Annotated in this window: 17 protein-coding genes and 1 pseudogene; 2 read left to right on the forward strand and 16 right to left on the reverse strand. The window is 70.3% G+C overall.

The window, feature by feature from the left end; genetic code table 11:
• Window positions 1-293: 293 nt before the first annotated feature.
• On the forward strand, window positions 294-2,120 hold the full coding sequence (locus OG254_RS12015) for an endonuclease/exonuclease/phosphatase family protein (protein WP_405580460.1): 1,827 nt from the start codon (window positions 294-296) through the stop codon (window positions 2,118-2,120).
• Between the two features lie 13 nt (window positions 2,121-2,133).
• Here OG254_RS12015 and OG254_RS12020 read toward each other — a convergent pair whose 3' ends face one another.
• From OG254_RS12020 to lipB, 8 genes are all read right to left on the reverse strand, one after another.
• Window positions 2,134-2,868 (reverse strand): SRPBCC domain-containing protein, encoded by a 735-nt coding sequence (locus OG254_RS12020; RefSeq protein WP_351195147.1) that lies wholly within the window; start codon window positions 2,866-2,868, stop codon window positions 2,134-2,136.
• A gap of 16 nt (window positions 2,869-2,884) precedes the next feature.
• Complete coding sequence (locus OG254_RS12025; RefSeq protein ID WP_405580463.1) at window positions 2,885-3,499, reverse strand: ArsR/SmtB family transcription factor; 615 nt, start codon at window positions 3,497-3,499, stop codon at window positions 2,885-2,887.
• A gap of 62 nt (window positions 3,500-3,561) precedes the next feature.
• A complete protein-coding gene (locus OG254_RS12030) occupies window positions 3,562-4,263 on the reverse strand; it encodes an antibiotic biosynthesis monooxygenase family protein (RefSeq protein WP_405580466.1) in 702 nt (233 codons plus the stop codon).
• Between the two features lie 224 nt (window positions 4,264-4,487).
• The gene (locus OG254_RS12035) at window positions 4,488-4,976 is read right to left on the reverse strand and encodes a DUF3618 domain-containing protein (protein ID WP_405580468.1); all 489 of its coding nucleotides are present in this window, start codon (window positions 4,974-4,976) and stop codon (window positions 4,488-4,490) included.
• The gene (locus OG254_RS12040; protein ID WP_405580470.1) at window positions 4,973-5,392 is read right to left on the reverse strand and encodes a phage holin family protein; all 420 of its coding nucleotides are present in this window, start codon (window positions 5,390-5,392) and stop codon (window positions 4,973-4,975) included. The genes OG254_RS12035 and OG254_RS12040 overlap by 4 nt, the downstream gene beginning before the upstream one ends.
• 53 nt (window positions 5,393-5,445) lie before the next feature.
• On the reverse strand, window positions 5,446-6,138 hold the full coding sequence (locus OG254_RS12045; protein WP_405580473.1) for a hypothetical protein: 693 nt from the start codon (window positions 6,136-6,138) through the stop codon (window positions 5,446-5,448).
• Complete coding sequence (locus OG254_RS12050; RefSeq protein WP_261989374.1) at window positions 6,135-6,269, reverse strand: hypothetical protein; 135 nt, start codon at window positions 6,267-6,269, stop codon at window positions 6,135-6,137. The genes OG254_RS12045 and OG254_RS12050 overlap by 4 nt, the downstream gene beginning before the upstream one ends.
• An 85-nt stretch (window positions 6,270-6,354) precedes the next feature.
• Window positions 6,355-6,999, reverse strand: a complete 645-nt coding sequence (lipB, locus tag OG254_RS12055; protein WP_405580475.1) for a lipoyl(octanoyl) transferase LipB — start codon at window positions 6,997-6,999, stop codon at window positions 6,355-6,357.
• 75 nt (window positions 7,000-7,074) lie between these two features.
• Between lipB and dapA the strand changes: the two genes are divergently transcribed.
• Window positions 7,075-7,983, forward strand: coding sequence for a 4-hydroxy-tetrahydrodipicolinate synthase (dapA, locus tag OG254_RS12060; protein ID WP_405580478.1), 909 nt, complete (start codon window positions 7,075-7,077; stop codon window positions 7,981-7,983).
• Here dapA and OG254_RS12065 read toward each other — a convergent pair whose 3' ends face one another.
• The 8 genes and pseudogenes from OG254_RS12065 to OG254_RS12100 form a co-directional block, all read right to left on the reverse strand.
• Window positions 7,984-9,222: a WD40 repeat domain-containing protein gene (locus tag OG254_RS12065; protein ID WP_405580481.1), complete on the reverse strand. Its 1,239-nt coding sequence runs from the start codon at window positions 9,220-9,222 to the stop codon at window positions 7,984-7,986.
• On the reverse strand, window positions 9,219-9,776 hold the full coding sequence (locus tag OG254_RS12070; protein WP_405580483.1) for a SigE family RNA polymerase sigma factor: 558 nt from the start codon (window positions 9,774-9,776) through the stop codon (window positions 9,219-9,221). Before OG254_RS12070 ends, OG254_RS12065 begins: the two co-directional genes overlap by 4 nt.
• A 205-nt stretch (window positions 9,777-9,981) precedes the next feature.
• Entirely contained in the window at window positions 9,982-10,209 is a 228-nt protein-coding gene (locus OG254_RS12075; protein WP_261989373.1) for a hypothetical protein, read from the reverse strand.
• A gap of 229 nt (window positions 10,210-10,438) precedes the next feature.
• Window positions 10,439-12,706: an ATP-binding protein gene (locus tag OG254_RS12080; protein WP_405580486.1), complete on the reverse strand. Its 2,268-nt coding sequence runs from the start codon at window positions 12,704-12,706 to the stop codon at window positions 10,439-10,441.
• A 526-nt stretch (window positions 12,707-13,232) separates the two neighbouring features.
• The gene (locus tag OG254_RS12085; protein WP_405580489.1) at window positions 13,233-13,670 is read right to left on the reverse strand and encodes a VOC family protein; all 438 of its coding nucleotides are present in this window, start codon (window positions 13,668-13,670) and stop codon (window positions 13,233-13,235) included.
• 292 nt (window positions 13,671-13,962) lie between these two features.
• A complete protein-coding gene (locus OG254_RS12090; protein WP_405580491.1) occupies window positions 13,963-14,445 on the reverse strand; it encodes a cupin domain-containing protein in 483 nt (160 codons plus the stop codon).
• Window positions 14,446-15,258: 813 nt separating this feature from the next.
• A complete protein-coding gene (gene dapD / locus OG254_RS12095; protein WP_405580494.1) occupies window positions 15,259-16,248 on the reverse strand; it encodes a 2,3,4,5-tetrahydropyridine-2,6-dicarboxylate N-succinyltransferase in 990 nt (329 codons plus the stop codon).
• Window positions 16,249-16,634: 386 nt separating this feature from the next.
• Window positions 16,635-17,023 (reverse strand): annotated as a pseudogene (locus OG254_RS12100) (RNA polymerase sigma factor); the annotation flags it as partial.
• Between the last annotated feature and the right edge of the window lie 9 nt (window positions 17,024-17,032).

Consider the following 17,032-nt stretch of genomic DNA (forward strand, 5'->3'; position numbering starts at 1 on the left):
ATGGATCTCCTAGGCGCTTGCATGGCCGTACGCATCGCGGCTCAGTCGCTCAGCCTAGACGGATTTCCACCCATGCCGCCCGGTTCATGTCCCTGCCAGGTGGTGTACATGGCCGAAACCTTGACAAGTGGCGTGACCAGGCAGGAGATTACGCGCGTAGAAATCTGGCGGACATCTGTTCACTGTATTTTCTACGCGCGTTGCAGCCACCGGCCGCGACCGACCGGTTCCACGCTCCATCCCGCGTTCCATTCCTCGTCCCGGCACCCACGCATGTCCCCGGAGGGATCCCGTTGCCGAGCAAGAAGTCCGCGCGTCTCGCCGCGCTCACCGTCGCCGCCGTCTGTTCCGCGGCGTCCACTGTCGCCATCACGGCGCCCGCGCACGCCGACTCCGTGCGCATCCATGACGTCCAGGGCAGTACCCGAATATCCCCGTACGCCGGCAAGCAGGTCACGGACGTGGCCGGAATCGTCACCGGCGTACGCACCTACGGGTCCTCCAGAGGCTTCTGGATCCAGGACGCCACCCCGGACGACAACCCGGCCACCAGCGAGGGCGTCTTCGTCTTCACCAGCTCCGCCCCGAAGGTCGCCGTCGGCGACTCGGTCCTGGTCTCGGGCACCGTCTCCGAGTACGTCCCGGGCGGCGCCTCCTCCGGCAACCAGTCGCTGACGGAGATCACCAAGCCGACGGTCACCGTCGTCTCCAGCGGCAACGCCGTCCCGGCCGCCAAGGTGATCGACGCGAAGTCGGTGCCGGCCGCCTACAGCCCGCAGGGCGACACGGCCGCGGCCGGCTCGATCAACGGCCTGACGCTGCAGCCCGCCAAGTACGCCCTGGACTACTACGAGTCCCTGGAGGGCGAGAACGTCCAGGTCGCCGACACCCGCGTGGTCGGCGCCACCGACCCGTACACCGAGCTGTGGGTCACGGTGAAGCCGTGGGAGCACCGCAACCGCCGCGGCGGCACGGTCTACGGCACCTACGACTCGCAGAACACCGGCCGGCTCCAGATCCAGTCCCTGGGCAAGCCCGCCGACTTCCCCGTCGCGAACGTCGGTGACGTCCTCAAGGGCGCCACGGCCGGCCCGCTCGACTACAACCAGTTCGGCGGCTACACCCTGGTCGCCGGCCAGATCGGCACCCTGGACAGTGCCGGTCTGGAGCGCGAGACCACGCAGAAGCAGTCGCGTGGCGAGCTGGCGGTCGCCACGTACAACGTGGAGAACCTCGACCCGTCCGACGCCACGTTCGAGGAGCACGCCTCCGCGATCGTGAACAACCTCAAGTCGCCCGACGTCGTGTCCCTGGAGGAGATCCAGGACAACAACGGCGCGACGAAGGACGACACGGTCGCCGCCGACGTGACGATGACCAAGCTGATCGACGCGATCGTCGCGGCGGGCGGCCCCAAGTACGACTGGCGCTCGATCGACCCGGTGAACAACGCCGACGGCGGCGAGCCGGGCGGCAACATCCGCCAGGTGTTCCTGTTCAACCCGGAGCGGGTCTCCTTCACCGACCGCGCGGGCGGCGACGCCACCACCGCCGCCGGTGTGACGAGCGTGCGCGGCAAGGCCGCCCTGACGGTCTCGCCCGGCCGGATCGACCCGGCGAACGCGGCCTTCACCAACAGCCGCAAGCCGCTGGTCGGCGAGTTCGTCTTCCGCGGCAAGACCGTCTTCGTGATCGCCAACCACCTCAACTCCAAGGGTGGCGACCAGGGTCTGACCGCGCAGTACCAGCCGCCGACCCGCAGCTCGGAGGTCCAGCGCCACGCGCAGGCCACCGCGATCCACTCGTTCGTCAAGGACATCCTCGACACGCAGAAGAGCGCGGACGTCATCGCCCTCGGCGACATCAACGACTTCGAGTTCTCCGACACCGTGGGGATCCTCGAGGGCGACGGCGAGCTGTGGTCGGCGATCAAGTCGCTGCCGAAGAGCGAGCGTTACTCCTACGTCTACCAGGGCAACGCCCAGACGCTGGACCAGATCCTGGTGAGCCCGTCGATCCGGCGCTCCTGCGACCTCGAGTACGACAGCGTGCACATCAACTCGGAGTTCAACGACCAGATCAGCGACCACGACCCGCAGGTGCTGCGCTTCCGCCCGTAGCCTTCGCACGGTCTCAGGGCTGGCTGAACACGCCGTTCAGCCAGCCCTGCCACTCGGTCTCGCACTCCTTGATGTCGGCGCCCGGCGTGAAGTCGTGCAGGGAGATGCCGACCGGGTAGCCCCAGTGGTTGCGCCCGAAGACGCGGGTGAGGCCCCGGTCCGTGCGCAAGCCGATGAAGTACGGGTTGCGGAAGTCGACCACGGCGTCGAACTCGTCGGGCCCGTGCACCGTCACCGTCGTACCGGCGGCCACGTCCGCCCCGACGCCGAGCGCCCGCCCGACGACCTCCAGGGCGTCCGCGGTCTTCGACGCGTCGGGCCCGTCGAAGGTGGCGAAGGCGGCGGGCCGGGGCGCGAAGTGCGTGAGGTACTCGCGCAGGGTGTGCAGATAGAAGTCGGTGTGCTTGGCGGCTCCGTCGTACTGGTTGTCCCAGTCGTCGACGAAGATCCCGCTGTGCACGTACCGCACCCAGGCCCGCTTGCCGTCGTCACGCGGCTCGATGGTGTAGTCGAGCTGGTTGGCGCTCTGCTCGGAGATGCCCTCGACGTCCTCGACGCGGTTGGAGTAGCGGTGCGGCGGGTCCCAGGCGGTGACCTTGGACCCGAAGGGGCCGCTGCCGCCGACCCGGGGCTCCGGAGGCTCCATCGGCCACAGATAGCCACCGGTCCCGGTGGTGATCGCTTCCCACACCTCCTGAGGCGTGGCGTCGACCTCGAACTCTCGGGCGATCTCGAATTCCTTGGACATGGTGGGCTCCTGAGTCCTACTTCTCTACTTCTTCCGGGGTGGGCTGCTGGTCCTTGACCGTGGGATGTACGGCGACCACGATCCGGTGATCCCGGCCGCCCTCGGCGCCGGGTGCGTCGTACTTGCGGATCAGCGCGCTGACTCCGGCCGTCAACTCCTCGATGAACGCCGCCCGTTCGGCGGCCGAGGCGAAGCGGACCTCGCCGTCCAGCGCATACGTCGCCAGCCGCTTGCGGGCTTTCGCCGCGCCGGTGATCAGCGAACCGACGTCCCGCACGAGGCGGGCGCCGAGCGCGAGCAGCCAGCGCGCCGAGAGCTGGTCGCGGAAGCGGTCAGGGTCCGGCTGCACCGCGGCGAGCGCGAGCGGCGAGATGACGTACGACGCGGCGGTCGCCCGCATCAGCCGCTCGGTGACGTTGCCCTTGCGGCGCTCGCCGGCCAGCTCGACCAGGCCGTGCCGCTCCAGGGCCTTGAGGTGGTAGTTCACCTTCTGTCTGGGCAGCCCGACCTTGCCGGCCAGCATGGCGGCCGACGCGGGGCCCGCCGCCAGCTCGGCGAGCAGCCGGGCCCTTATGGGGTCCAGGGAGACGGCTGCGGCCTCGGGGTCCTCGATCACGGTGACGTCCAGCATGCGTCCACCGTCTCACCGAAAACTTTTTTTGTCCAGGAGGCTGAAGTTGTCGGTGGGTGGGCTCAGCCGGGAATCAGCCCGAGGGCATGCTCGTACCGGCTCACCGTGCTGCCCTTCAGCCCCGGCCAGGTCTGCACCCGCTCCCACAGCCGCGTCGCCGAGCCGATTCCGTCCCCCGGGGCGGCCAGGGCGTCGAGGTGGGCCTGAGCGCTCTCCCACTCGGCGTAGTTGAGGACGCGGGTGCCGTCGGTGCTGAGGTGGAAGTGGGCGGAGATGCCGCCGGGATGGGGGTTCGGTTCCGCCTCCAGCGCCTCGACGACGGCGTCGACCCAGGCCCGCTGACGGTCGGGGTCGGGGCCCTCGAACTCGATGTCGACGATCACGATGCAGCCGGGCACGCGCGTGTCGTCCGGCCGGCTGAGGCTGCGGTGGTGCCGGTACCGGCCGAGCCGGACGCGTTCGATGCCCGGCACGGCGGTGTCGATCTCGTCGACGCGCTCTTGCCGGTGGGTCTTGACGAACGCCTCGTAGGCCGCTTCGCTCCGCCACTGCGAGTAGTGCAGGAGGGTGCCGGCGTCGTGCCCGGTGTAGACGTGGTAGCCGAGCAGCCCGTCGGCGGGCCAGGGGCGGCGCTCCCAGGTGACGCCGATCGCCTCGACGGCCTGCCGCTGCCGGAGCGGGGTGCCCACGCGCCAGGTGCTGAAGAAGGGAGCGTCGATCTCGGGGCGGGCGAGGTCGGGGTGGGCGTCGGTGCGACGGGTCATGGCGGCCTCCAGGCTCGGTGATCGGTACGTGCACCGATCACCTTTCGACCTCAAGCGGACTTGAGGTCAAGTGGGCCGTGGAGGTGGTGGGTTGGGGCGTCGGCTGACAGCCATGGCCCACAGCGGTGTGGGACCGGTGAACTGCCGCGTGCCACCGGTCCCACACCTGGTCTGCGGCCCCGCCCGGGTCGGCGTCCCGACCGACGCCCGGCGGGGCCGCCGTCTCAGTGGCGGCCGCTGTGCCGCCGGCGCAGCGTCCCTGCCGCGACCAGCGCACCCACCGCCGCCCCGGCCACCAGCACCCGTCGGGGATGCCGTAGGCCGGCCTGGACGACCCTGCGGACGGGGCGCGGTACGCCGCGTTCCACCGTGTGGCCCGCTTCGGTCGCCTTGTCGTGGACGGTGTGACCGGCCTGGGTCGCCCGGTCCTGGACGGTGTGGCCCGTCCGTGTCGCGCGGTCCTGCATCGCGTGGCCCGCCTGGGCGGCGCTGTCGCGCAGGTGCACGGTCATCGCACCCGCCTTGTCCCGGAGGTCGGCGGCGCGGGCCATGGCCCGGCCCTTGACGTCCGCCTTCTGAAGCAACTCGGCCACGGTGTCGCCGAGTTCGCCGCGCGTCCGCTCGATCTGGTCGCGCAGCACCTCGGAGCCGTCGGCTCCACCGGCGGCCTTCGCGGCCGAGCCTCCTGTGTCCCTCGCAGTCCTGTCCGTCATCGATGGGCCCTTCCCTTGATCTGCTCGACGTCCGTCCTGACGCTGCCGAGAGCCTCCTCGGGCGTGGGCGGCGCTGCCCGGCGCAGCTGAGCGCGGCCGGTCGCCGCCGGCACGGCCGCGAGGGCGAACAGCACCCCGGCCACGACGAGCGCGGCGGCCCACAAGGACAGCGTCAGGGAGAGGGCGGCGGTGGCGGCCGCGGCCAGGAAGAGCAGTCCGGCGTACGCGACAGCGCCCGCCGCACCCAGCAGGCCGCCACCGCGACCGGCTCGCCGGCCCTTCTCGGCCGGCTCCTGCTTGGCGAGCGCGACTTCCTGTCGTACGAGTCGGGAGAGCTGTTCGCCTGCCTGGGCGACGAGTTCGCCCACGCCGTGCTGTTCGTCGCGCAACGGCTCGGGGGCCGTGGTCCGGGTCACGGTGTTCCGCCTCCTCTCGGTTCGCAGCCCCCGGGTACCCGGTCCTTCCCCCGCTATCCCTCCCGTCCGCCACCCGGTCCGCGTTCGCCCAGCCGGGCCAGCTGGGCCTGGAACCAGTCGAGGCGGGCCTGCAACAGCGCCGCCTCGGCGGTGAGTTCGGGCACCCCGAGTTCCCCGGCGGCCCCGAGGTCGCCCGGCGCCACGGACAACGCCTTCCCGGCCACGACCCGCAGCCCCTCCCCCGCCAGCCGGGCGAACCCCGCGAGCGAGACGGACGTACGGCCGCGCAGGCAGCCCGCGCAGGACGGGGCGAGCGCCCGCCGGCCGGGGCGGCCCCAGCCGGCGTCGGCGAGGGCGGCGGCCACCGTGCCGCACGCACAGGGGCCGACCGTGGCGGTGCGCACCCGCTGACGGGCGTAGCGAAAGCCGCGCTCGAAGCGGATGTAGCGGCCGAGCACGGTCACTTCGAGCAGTACGGCCGTCCGGTGCTCGGCCGTGCACAGCAGCGCCTCGGCCGCCGTGCGCTCGTGCACGCAGTGGAAGCCGCAGTCGCAGCGGCGGCTCGGTGCCCGGTGCCGCAGGCCGTAGACGCAGGACGCGTCGGCCAGGACCCCGTACGGCAGCGCGCCGCCCAGCGACACACCGGTGAACCCGGCCCGGGTGCCGTCCTGGGACAGCATCAGGTGGGCGATCTTGTATCCGGTCGGCGGCTCCGTCGGGCGTTCCTCGGGAAGCCGCAGCCTCATCGGGCGGCCGGGGCCTCTTCGGACGCGGACGCCTCGATGTCCTGGAGTTCCCCGGCGAGTTCGGATTCTTCGTCGTGGGTCTGCGGCCGCTCCTGCGCGACGCCGGTGGCGAGTGCCTTGCCGAGCTTCATGACGCCTCCCATGACCAGGGGTCGTTGACCGTCCTGGCCATGGTGACCCATGCCGCCCGGATTTGGACATAGGGCCTACGACCGCCTAACCCGCACCCAGCGCTCCCGCCACCGCGTCCCTGACCTCGGTCTCCGAGGGCGCCGGCCGCCCCTGTTCAGCGGCGAGCTCGGCGAGCGAGGTCATCGCGACGCCGGGCAGCCCGCAGGCAACGAACCTCGTGAACTCGACCAGGTCGGAGGTGATGTTGAGCGCGAAGCCGTGACTGGTGACCCCGCCCCGGATCCGCATGCCGATCGACACCAGCTTGCGCCCGTCCGGCGTCCACACCCCGACCAGCGACTGGCCGCCGGGTGGGGTGTCCCGGCGTACCGTCTCGAAGCCGAGCCCGGCGCAGGCGGCGATCAGTCCGTTCTCCACCCAGCGCACGATGTCGCCGGGCCCGCGCTCGCGCAGGTTCAGCACGAGGTAGCCGATGAGCTGGCCGGGGCCGTGGTAGGTGGCCTGGCCGCCGCGGTCGACGGGGACTAGCGGGACCGTCAGTTCCGCGGGGAGTTCGGCGGGCGGTGTGCGGGAGCCGTACGTGATGACGGGCGGGTGGGTGAGGAGCGCGAGCCGGTCCGGGATCTCCCCGGCGCGGCGCCGCTCGGCCCAGTCGGTCATGTCCCTCACGGCGTCCTCGTAGGGAACTTCGCCGAGGTCGACGCGCTCAACACACCCAACAGCCCTCATGTCGCAGCAATCCTTACCAATACCTCGTAGAAGAATTAAGTGGAGCTACGCGATCGCCCTGCCGAGACTACTCCCATGACGACTGCCCGCTCTTCCGCCGTCCCCCCGCCGTTCGGCCGCGCCCTGTGCGCCATGATCACGCCCTTCACCGAGGCGGGATCGCTCGACCTCGACGGCGCGCAGCGTCTCGCCGACCGGCTGGTGAGCGAGGGCTGCGACGGTCTGGTGCTCTCCGGCACGACGGGCGAGTCACCGACCACGACGGATGCGGAGAAGTCGGATCTGGTCAGGGCCGTCCGGGAGGCCGTGGGCGAGCGGGCGTCGATCGTCGCGGGCGTGGGCACCTTCGACACCCGGCACACCGTCGAACTGGCCCTCGCGGCCGAAAAGGCGGGCGCCGACGGCCTGTTGGCGGTCACGCCCTACTACAGCAAGCCCCCGCAGGACGCCGTGGAGGCGCACTTCCGCGAGATCGCGGACGCGGCCGGGCTGCCGATCGCCCTGTACGACATCCCGGGCCGCACCGGCACCCGTATCGAGCCACAGACGCTGATCCGGCTCGCCGAGCACCCCCGGATCGTCGCCGTGAAGGACTGCTCCTACGACTTCCTCGCCGCCCAGAAGGTGCTGGCCCGCACGGAGTTGGCGTACTACGCGGGCTGCGACGAGCACAACCTCGCGCTGTACGCGGTGGGCGGGACGGGGTACGTCAGCACGGTCGCCAATGTGATTCCCCGTCACCTCCGCTCCGTGCTCGACGCGTTCGACGCGGGCGACACGGCGGGCGCGGCCCGGCTTCAGCAGCGCGCCACGCCCCTCATCGAGTTGATGATGTCGGCGGGCCTGCCCGGCGCGGTCACCGCCAAGGCCGTCCTCGGCGCACTCGGCCTGCCCGCGGGCCCGGTCCGCGCACCGCTGCGGCCCGCCGGCCGCGAGGCGGTCGACGGGCTGCTGGCGGCGTACGAGTCGCTCACGACCGGCTGATCACCGGCGCGCGAAGACGGGCTCCCACTCCTGCCGTTCCATGGTCACGGTCTCCTCGCGGACTCCGCTCAGCGGTACGACCTTGTCGCTGCCGATCGTGACCAGCACCAGCCGGGGCCGGTACTCCTCCTTGAGGCTGGTCACCCGCTCCCAGGCGATCAGCCGCTTGTCGTCGACCCAGGCGAGCAGGTGGGCGCCGCGGACCTTGGTGATCTCCTTGCCGGTGAGGGGGTCACGGATCGAGGAGTAGGACCGGCCCGGGGAGCCGTCGACCTCCTTGGTCAGGCCGAGGGCGGCGAGCCGGCCGCTCGGGGACAGCCGCGCGCCGACGTCCGAGCGCAGGTACTTCTCGTTCGCCGGCGCGGCGACCCCGGTGCCGTCGCGGTCGTAGAACTTCTGCATGCCGTCCTTGCCGCCGATGACCTGCTCGTACACTCGGTCACCGGCTCGGCTGTAGGAGAAGTCCTGGCGGGGGTTGCCGTCGCGGTCGGGTGCGACCGCGCTCCAGGAGCCCTGGCCGGAGGCCACGTCGAGGTCGTAGAAGCCGGACCGGCTCGCCTCACCCCGGGTGGGCATCCACACCGCCTCCACCTGGCCGTCGGCGTCGATCACCTCCTGCCTGGTGCGCACATCGGGGTGTTCGTCGTACGTCGTCGCGACGAGCCGGCGCCCGTCGTACGAGAACGCGAGCGCGCCGACCCCGCGCTCGACCGGGATCCACCGCTCGACCTCCCCCGTCGCGAGGTCGAGCAGGCCGATCCGGTCGGCGGGCAGGCTCCGCTCCAGCACGGCGGCGGTCCGCAGGCCGGGGGCGACGGCGACGAAGGACCACCGGGTGTCCTTCTCGTACGTCCCGGTCTTCGGGTCGAGCAGGCAGTAGGTGCGCTCCGAGACGGCAAGCTCCTGCGACTGCGGGTGGATCCGCGCCGTGTAGTACGCGGCCAGCACCGCGTCCCCGGCCCCGATCAGGTCGCGCGGGGGCGTCTGGTCCGGGTGGGCGTGGACGCCGTCCCGCTCCAGGACGTTCGCGGGGCGCACGTCCTCCTTGCCGGGGTCCAGCAGCGGCACCGCCACCGCGATACCGACGACTGCCGCGGTGGCCGCGGCGACGGAGGCGATCCTGCGGGTGCGGCGGCGCCGGCGCACCGCCAGTACCCGGTCGGCGAATCCGGGCCCCGCCGACGGCGCTTCGGCGGCCAGGTCCCGCAGGGAGTCACGCACGAGTTCCTCGACGTTCACGGACGCACCTCCACGGGTGAGAAGTCACGGGACGGTGGTGGTCCGGCGTCGGCCGGGTCCGCAGCGGTCAGCTCCGGCGCGAGGGTGCGCAGCCGGGCGAGCGAGCGGTGGGTGGTGGAGCGGACGGTGCCGACGGAGCAGCCGAGGATCCGGGCCACGTCGGCCTCCGGCAGGTCCTCGAAGTAGCGCAGCACGAGTACGGTGCGCTGCCGCGCGGTGAGCCGGGCGAGGGCGCCGCGCATCAGCAGCCGCAGTTCGGCGGCGGCCACGCCGTCCGGGCCGGCGCCGCCCTCCGGGGGCTCGGCGACGCTCAGCTCACGCCGTCGCCACTTCAGGCGCCAGCGGCTGATCTGCTGCCGGTACAGGATCCGGCGCACGTACGCCTCCGGCTCGTCGATGCGATGCCAGCGGTCGGCCGCCTTGATCAGCGCGTTCTGCAGCAGGTCCTCGGCGGCGTGCCGGTCGCCGCCGGTCAGCAGTACGGCGGTCTTCAGCAGCGCGGACGACCGGTTCTCCACGAACTCCCGAAATCTGTCCTGCGCTTCGGCATCCATCGCCACCTGCTCTTCCCCCGGGCGGGCCCGGTGCCCGCTGCTCCTGCCCGTAGTGACGTGTGCGGGGTGCCGTCGCTATGCCTGTGGGCGAGGACGAATCCCACGGGAAGGGCCGACCGGGGTCGTACGGCATCCCCTACCGCATCCCCTACCGCATCCCCCTGCGATACGCCCCGGCCCTTCCTACGGGATTCGTCCTGCGCACTCAGCCCCAGCGGTACCCGTCACCGAAGAGCAGGAAGTGCTCCAGCACATCCTCCATCGGATCGTCCACCTGTCCCACGTTGACCAGCCCGATACGAGGCCCGTTGTGCGAGCCCGTGTTGGTCTCGTCGGCATACGCGTTCCCGGCCGGCAACCAGCAGGCCGCCCCGGCGGCCAGCACCCCCACCACCAAGCGCAGCGCAGTCCTCGTCCGCTGGTTGGTCCTCACTCGACCCGTCATCGGCCCTCGGCCCTCATCTCGTCGTTTCGGCGTGTGATCGGAATCTGCGTCCACCCGTTCATCTGCCTGGAGGGCTTGAAGGTCACGAGGAGTAACCCGTACGTGGGCGTGACGCGCCGTCGGGGGGCGCGCCACAACGGTTTTCAAGATCGTTCATGTCATGACTCAGCCACTGAAGACTCCTCACCCTCACGCTGCGCCGCGGGTCACCCCGTGCTTACCGTCCCGGGGGATCGGTGTGGGTGGGCTCCAAGGCGTCGAGGTGTTCTTGGACGTGTGCGGCCTCTGCGGTGCGGTGTTGGATCCTGAACAGCTCCAAGGCTTGTTGCCAGGCTTGGCGGGTTTCCGCGAGCCGGCCCAGAGCGTGGTAGGTCTCCCCCAGGTGCTCTAAAGTACCGGCTTTGCTCCAGGTGTCACCGGTCTCCCGGCACAGGGTGAGGGCCTGCTGGTAGTAGTCCAGGGCTTGGTGGTGCTGGCCGCTGTGGTGGGCGATATAGCCGAGGCTGTCCAAGTTGGCGGCTTCAATGATGCGGTCGCCTGCGGTGCGGATCAGGGCCAGGGCCTGCTCACAGAAGCTGCGGGCTTGCTCATACTGTCCCAGCAGAGCGTGGTCCCACCCGACTGCATTGAGGCTTCTAGCCTCCCTCGCGATGTTTCCGAGGGTCTGGTGCAGGCGCAGGGCACGCTCGTCGTGGGCCAGTGCCTGCTGGGGGTTGCCTTGCTGTTCCCAGGTCCAGCTGAGCATGTAGTGGGTGTCGGCCTGGCCGGAGAGCTGGTCGGCGTGTCCGAACAAGGTCAGGGCCTGGTTAAGGTACGCCTGAGCCTGGGCGTACTGATCCGCATGGGCGCAGGCTATCCCGTACCCATAGCGAGCCATGGGTTGGGCGATCGGGTCACGCAGTTGGTCGGCGGCTACCAGGGCGGCCCGCCACATGCGCAGGTCCTCGGGGCGGTGGCCTTGTAGGAAACGGAAGTTGAGCAGGACCGCGGGCAGTTGCCAGGTGTGGGTGTGCCAGCCCTGGTCGTGGGTGAACTGGTGGGCGGCCCGCAGGCAGGCGTCCTCGGCCACGAACCACTCCCGTGCCGCCGTTGCATCCGCAACCCGGTGCGGGGTGCATCCGGCGGCAGGCGGATCCAGCACCAGCTCCACCGTCCAATGGGAATCGAGCAGCTGACTGGCGTGGTGGGCGGCGTGCAGGTAGAAGTCAGCCAGGCGCCGCAGCGCAGCCGTGCAGGGTGGCTGGTCCAGATCATGGTGGCCGCGTTCGGCGGCGTACAGGCGGACCAGGTCATGGAGTTGGTAGCGGCCCGGGGTGTGTTGGCGGATCAGGTGGGCCGCCTCCAGGATGCGAAGCAGCACCCGGGCACGGGGGACGGTGTGGCCGATCAGGCTGGCGGCCGCCCGCAGGCTGATGTCCGGGCCCGGGGCCAGCCCCAGCAAGATAAAGGCCCGGGCCGCTGCGGGTTCCAGAGCGTGGTAGGAGCAGGCGAACACTGCGCGCAGGTCCGCGTTCAAGTCCCCGGCGTCCAGCGCATCCAGGCGGGTGCCGGCTTCGGCCAACTCCTCGGCCAGGTGAGCCAGGGGGAAGTCCGGTTGGAGGGCGGCGCGTGCCGCGACGATGCTCAAGGCCAGGGGCAGCCCGGCGCAGCGCTCCAGGATGGCGGTGGCTGCCTGTGGTGCAGCGTCCAGCCGGTCTTCGCCAAGATGGCGGGCCAGCAACTGGCGGGCCTCGGCCTCGGATAGGGCGTCCAAGGTCAAGGGCTTGGCCACGTGGGCGGTGACCAGGCCGCCGAGTTGGTGGCGGCTGGTGACCACCACCGTACAACTCGGGCTGCCCGGTAGTAGCGGAACCACCTGCGCGGTGTCCCGGGCGTTGTCCAGCACCACCAAGATCCGCTTGCCTACCACCAGGCTGCGGTACAAACCCACCTGCGCCTCCACATCCGCTGGGACGGCCGCCGGCTCCACCCCCAGCGCATCGAGGAAACCCCGCAGGGCCACCGATGGGGCCATTGGCTCCCCGGACGGGTCGAAGCCGCGGAGGTTCACATACAACTGCCCATCTGGAAACCGTTCGGTGTGGTCGTGGGCCCATTGCAGGGCAAGGTAGGTCTTGCCGATGCCGCCGGCGCCCCCGATCGCCGAGATCACCACCGTGCCACCCCGGTCGCCTTGGCCCTCCAGCGCCGTGGACAGCGCGGCCAGTTCCCGGGTACGGCCGGTGAACAACGCCGGGGGAGCCGGCAGTTGCCGCAACATCGGCACCACCGGCGCGGTTGGGGCTGTCGCTTCGGTCGGAGAGGATGACGGCGACTGACCAAGGACCTCGGAGTAGCTCGCGGCCAGTACTGCCACCGCGAGGGATACATACAGCCAAGCCCAGCTCAACCCGTTATCCGCGATGATCTGGCTTGTGGTAACGGCGAGCACGACACCGAGCGCCGCAACGACCACCAGGCGGGCGAGCCGCCGCAGACCACTCACGCCCTATCCCCCATGGCAGCCAGACGTCACCTGCACACTTCCCCAGGACCTCGGCGTGAAGTCGTTCTGAACTCCTAAAGCGGGTGTCGCAGGTTCGAATCCTGCCGGGGGCACAGAGAAAAGGGCCAGCTCAGGGGGGGTTCCTCCCAGGCTGGCCCTTCGTCGTGTTCGGGGTCGTGCCACGCGCCTGCCACTGGAGTCCACGCGTAGTCCACATCTCCTACGCGGGAGCCTCTCCCCCGCCCTCGCGGATCATGGCGCCGAGCCGATCAGCGATGGCCCGATCACGGTCGCTGTGCTGATGGATCAGCGCGGCACGCGAGCTGCTGTGCCCCATCCGCGTCATCAGCTCCGGCGTGCCGGCCCCGGCAATCGAGGCCAGCTGCCAGCCATACCTGCCTTGCAATGGGGACGTCGGCGGTTCGAACCGTCCGCGCCCACCAGATCGGCGGGGTTGAACCCGAAGACCTGGGCCTTGATCTATGTCGGCCCCTTGTCGGCACGGGAAGGGGTGCGGACTGGTGGGTCAATCAGCATGGAGACCGTGAAGCAGGCCGGTGGACTGACCCACCTCGATGAGGTAGCCGTCCGGATCGCGCAGGTAGCAACGCAGTTCCGAACCGCGGTCGAGGGGCTCGGTGAGGAAGTGAGCACCCTTGGCGACCGCGTTGGCGTGGAAGGCGGCAATGTCCGCGACGCGGACATTGAGAAAGCTCGACACCCGCTGGGTGCTCTGGGGCACCTCGAGGGTGACGCCGGGCTTGTCCGAGGTGGGGCCACCCCCGGGATTCATGATGATCCAGGTGTTGGCCACCTTCACCATCGCCGGGTTCTCCTCCATCACGACCTCGCCGCCGAACACGTCGGCGTAGAAGCGCCGTGATCTCTCCACGTCGCGCACGGTCAGGAAGTGCGTGACAAGGAGCCCTTGTTGCGGGTAGGGCAGATCACCGTGAACCGTCATGGTCCGTCATCCTCACTATGCAGGGTGGGAAGGTAGCGCCGGTCCCGAGCAGGACCGACCCCTCCGTCTGATTCGTGCCGTCGTTGAACGCCTGATCGCAGACGCGGGTCGCCGGGCGTGCTCGTCGCGATACCCACCGGAGTCACCGGCCCGTATCCCTTGGCCGCGCCGACATCCTCGCCGTGCCTTGAGGACCGGGCCGTCCACGGGCACCGCGCGCCGTCGATCCGGTGAGCAGGGGCGGAAAGACGAGCCGTACCGCCGGCGGCGGTTCGCGAGGGGAATCTGCCGGTCAGTCCACGAAGTAGGAGTCGTGCTCGTCGAAGAACCTGGCGCGTTCCTCATCCGTGGCATCGGCCAGCTGTGACACCTGCTCGAAGTACTCTTCACGCGGCGCACCCGGTGTGAAGAGCAGCAGCATTTCGGCAGGAGCGTCGGAGTCGTTACGGAAGGCATGCAGTCCGCCTTGCGGCACATGCAGGAAATCGCCCTTCTGCGCATCGATCCACTGATCGCCGTTGAAAAGACGAACGGTGCCCTCGAGGATGTAGAAGGACTCCGAGATGGTCTTGTGGTAGTGGGTCTTGGGGCCGCCGGCCTTCGCCTTCATCTCGAATCGATAGAGCCCGAACTCGCCCCGCGTGATGACCGTGGTCGCCAAGTAGTGAATGGCGTCCTTGCCGGCCGTTCCGACATTCGGTGAGGTATCCGACGGCCGGAAATTCGCGTTGATCTCGCCGTTGTCTCCCGTGTACACCTGCGGCGGGTACGACATGCGAACCATCCTCTCCCTAGGTGAGATGCGGAGCGGCGTGTTGATGGGGCATGCGTGGACCGCTGCCGTGGCTGCAGACCGACGGCTACCCTCGGTCCCCGTTGGACGCGCCGCTGCAGAAGAGACCGATCAGCCCTGGCGTTTGTGACACCTTCCAGATCGCCCCACCACGCGGCGCCCCGCAAGTGCGACCGTGGCAGGGCCGTTGAGGCATCACAGCATCAACTTCCTGTTCGGCTCCCAGGACGCCCCCGTCCTCCTCCGACATCCCGGACAGCGTCACCGACGACAGTCTGTCGAGCATCCCCTCGCCCAGCGCGTGGATCGGCGCCGACGCCCGCAGCCCTGTCCGACACGACCGCTGCCCACCCTGCGGTCAACTCCTCGGCTACTTCGACAACTCGACGCCGAACCCGTGACGCCAGGGACCTCCTCGCCGCCTATCCCCTCGATCCAGTCGGCGGCTCGCTCCCTGCTAAGACCGGCGGGAGGTTCTCGGTTGTAGGTCGTCTCCCATGACCTTCTGTAGATTTTCCAACTCCTGGAAGAACGGTTGCCTTACTGCTTCATATGCTGCGGATTCCGGCCGAAGAGGCTGCGCGGCGAGGGTCTCTCGAATGATGCGGAGCTGTCGATATACCGGCAAAGCGGCTTGATGAACGTGATCCGGAGAAACACGCACAAGCGCCCTCCCAGGCCGTCCTCAGGCCGTGGAAGGGCGCTCAGCCATGACCAACACCGGCACTGCCGACAGCTCCGCAGCAGGTCAGGGCGTTGATCGATGGTGCGGCCGTACGTCACGGCCGGCGATCGTCAGTTGTGGCTGTGCAGGATCTCGTTCAACCCGCCCCACACCGCGTTGTTCGGCCGGGCCTCGACCGTGCCGGTGACCGAGTTGCGGCGGAAGAGGATGTTGGACGCGCCGGACAGTTCGCGGGCCTTGACGATCTGGCCGTCGGGCATCGTGATGCGGGTGCCGGCGGTGACGTACAGGCCCGCCTCGACGACGCACTCGTCGCCCAGCGCGATACCGACGCCCGCCTCGGCGCCGATCAGGCACCGCTCGCCGATGCTGATGATCACGTTGCCGCCGCCGGACAGCGTGCCCATCGTCGACGCGCCGCCGCCGATGTCGGAGCCGTCGCCGACCACGACGCCCGCGGAGATGCGGCCTTCGACCATCGACGTGCCGAGGGTGCCGGCGTTGAAGTTCACGAAGCCCTCGTGCATGACCGTCGTGCCCTCGGAGAGGTGCGCGCCGAGGCGGACGCGGTCGGCGTCGGCGATGCGGACGCCCTTCGGCGCCACGTAGTCCGTCATGCGCGGGAACTTGTCGATCGAGGTCACCTGGAGGTGCAGGCCCTCGGCGCGGGCGTTCAGCCGGACCGTCTCGACGTCGTCGACGGCGACCGGGCCGAGCGAGGTCCAGGCCACGTTGGCGAGGAAGCCGAACTGGCCCTCCAGGCTCAGGCCGTGCGGCTTGACCAGGCGGTGGGAGAGCAGGTGCAGGCGCAGGTAGACGTCGTGCGCGTCGATCGGCTTCTCGTCGATCGAGGCGATGACCGTGCGGACCGCGACGACCTCGACGCCCCGGCGGGCGTCCGGACCGATCGCCTTCGCGGCACCTTCGCCGAGCAGCTCCACGGCCCGCTCGGCGGACAGCCGCTCGCTGCCGGAGGGGCCGGGCTCGGCGATGAGCTCGGGCGCGGGGAACCAGGTGTCGAGAACGGTGCCGTCGGCGGCGATCGTGGCGAGGCCGGCGGCCACGGCGCCGGTGGTGCGAGGAGCAGTCGTGTCGGTCATGAGGGCAACCTAACCGGCGGGGGCGCGTCGGGGCGAACTCGGGCACGGGGCGTCTCAGGGTGCGAACCGTGGAGTGGGGTGGAGTGGGGTGAGCACGCGTGCGCCCGGGCCCGTCCGCCGCGCGACAAACGGCCCGGCGCACCCGCCCTCGCGTGCGCCGGGCCCCCCACCCCCGCTCAGGACCGCTCGCCGGCCTTGTCCACCACCGCCTTCGCCACTGTCGCGTTGCCGCCGACCACTTCGCCGTCCTCGATCACTCGCTCGCCGACGACCTCGAAGGTCACGGGGTCGAGCAGCCATTCGTCGGCGTGCTTCTCGCCTTCGCGGCCGGGCTCGGGGAACCTGACGGCGACGGCCTGGTGGCCCGCCTCGTCCTCGACCAGGTGGTCGACCAGCTCGCCGCCGGCCACCGGGTCGTGCCCGGTGCGGGCCAGCGCCCTGAGCGCCCGCACCTCGGCTCGGCGCTGCTTGCCGATGAGGTTGGCGGCGATCCCGTAGAGCCAGGGGCGCGCGCTGGGGCGGGTGCGGTCGCAGCGGGCGCGGATGCGGAAGGCGGTCAGGAAGGTGTCGGCCGATGGGGGTCCCCCGCGCGAGCGTATTCGAGCGTGGGGGAGTCGTCCGCGGCCACCTCCCCGAGCCGCCGCGCCGCGTACCGGTGGATGTCGGGCGCCTACCGGTCGTAGAGCCGGGCGAACAGCTCGGGCCGGTCCAGTGATCCGGCGACCACTTCGGCATCGTTCGCCACGCCTTCCGCATGCGGCGGCGGTCCGCTCACAAGGCCTCC

The sequence above is a fragment of the Streptomyces sp. NBC_01092 genome (assembly GCF_045039535.1).
In the GTDB taxonomy this organism is placed as follows: Bacteria; Actinomycetota; Actinomycetes; order Streptomycetales; family Streptomycetaceae; genus Streptomyces.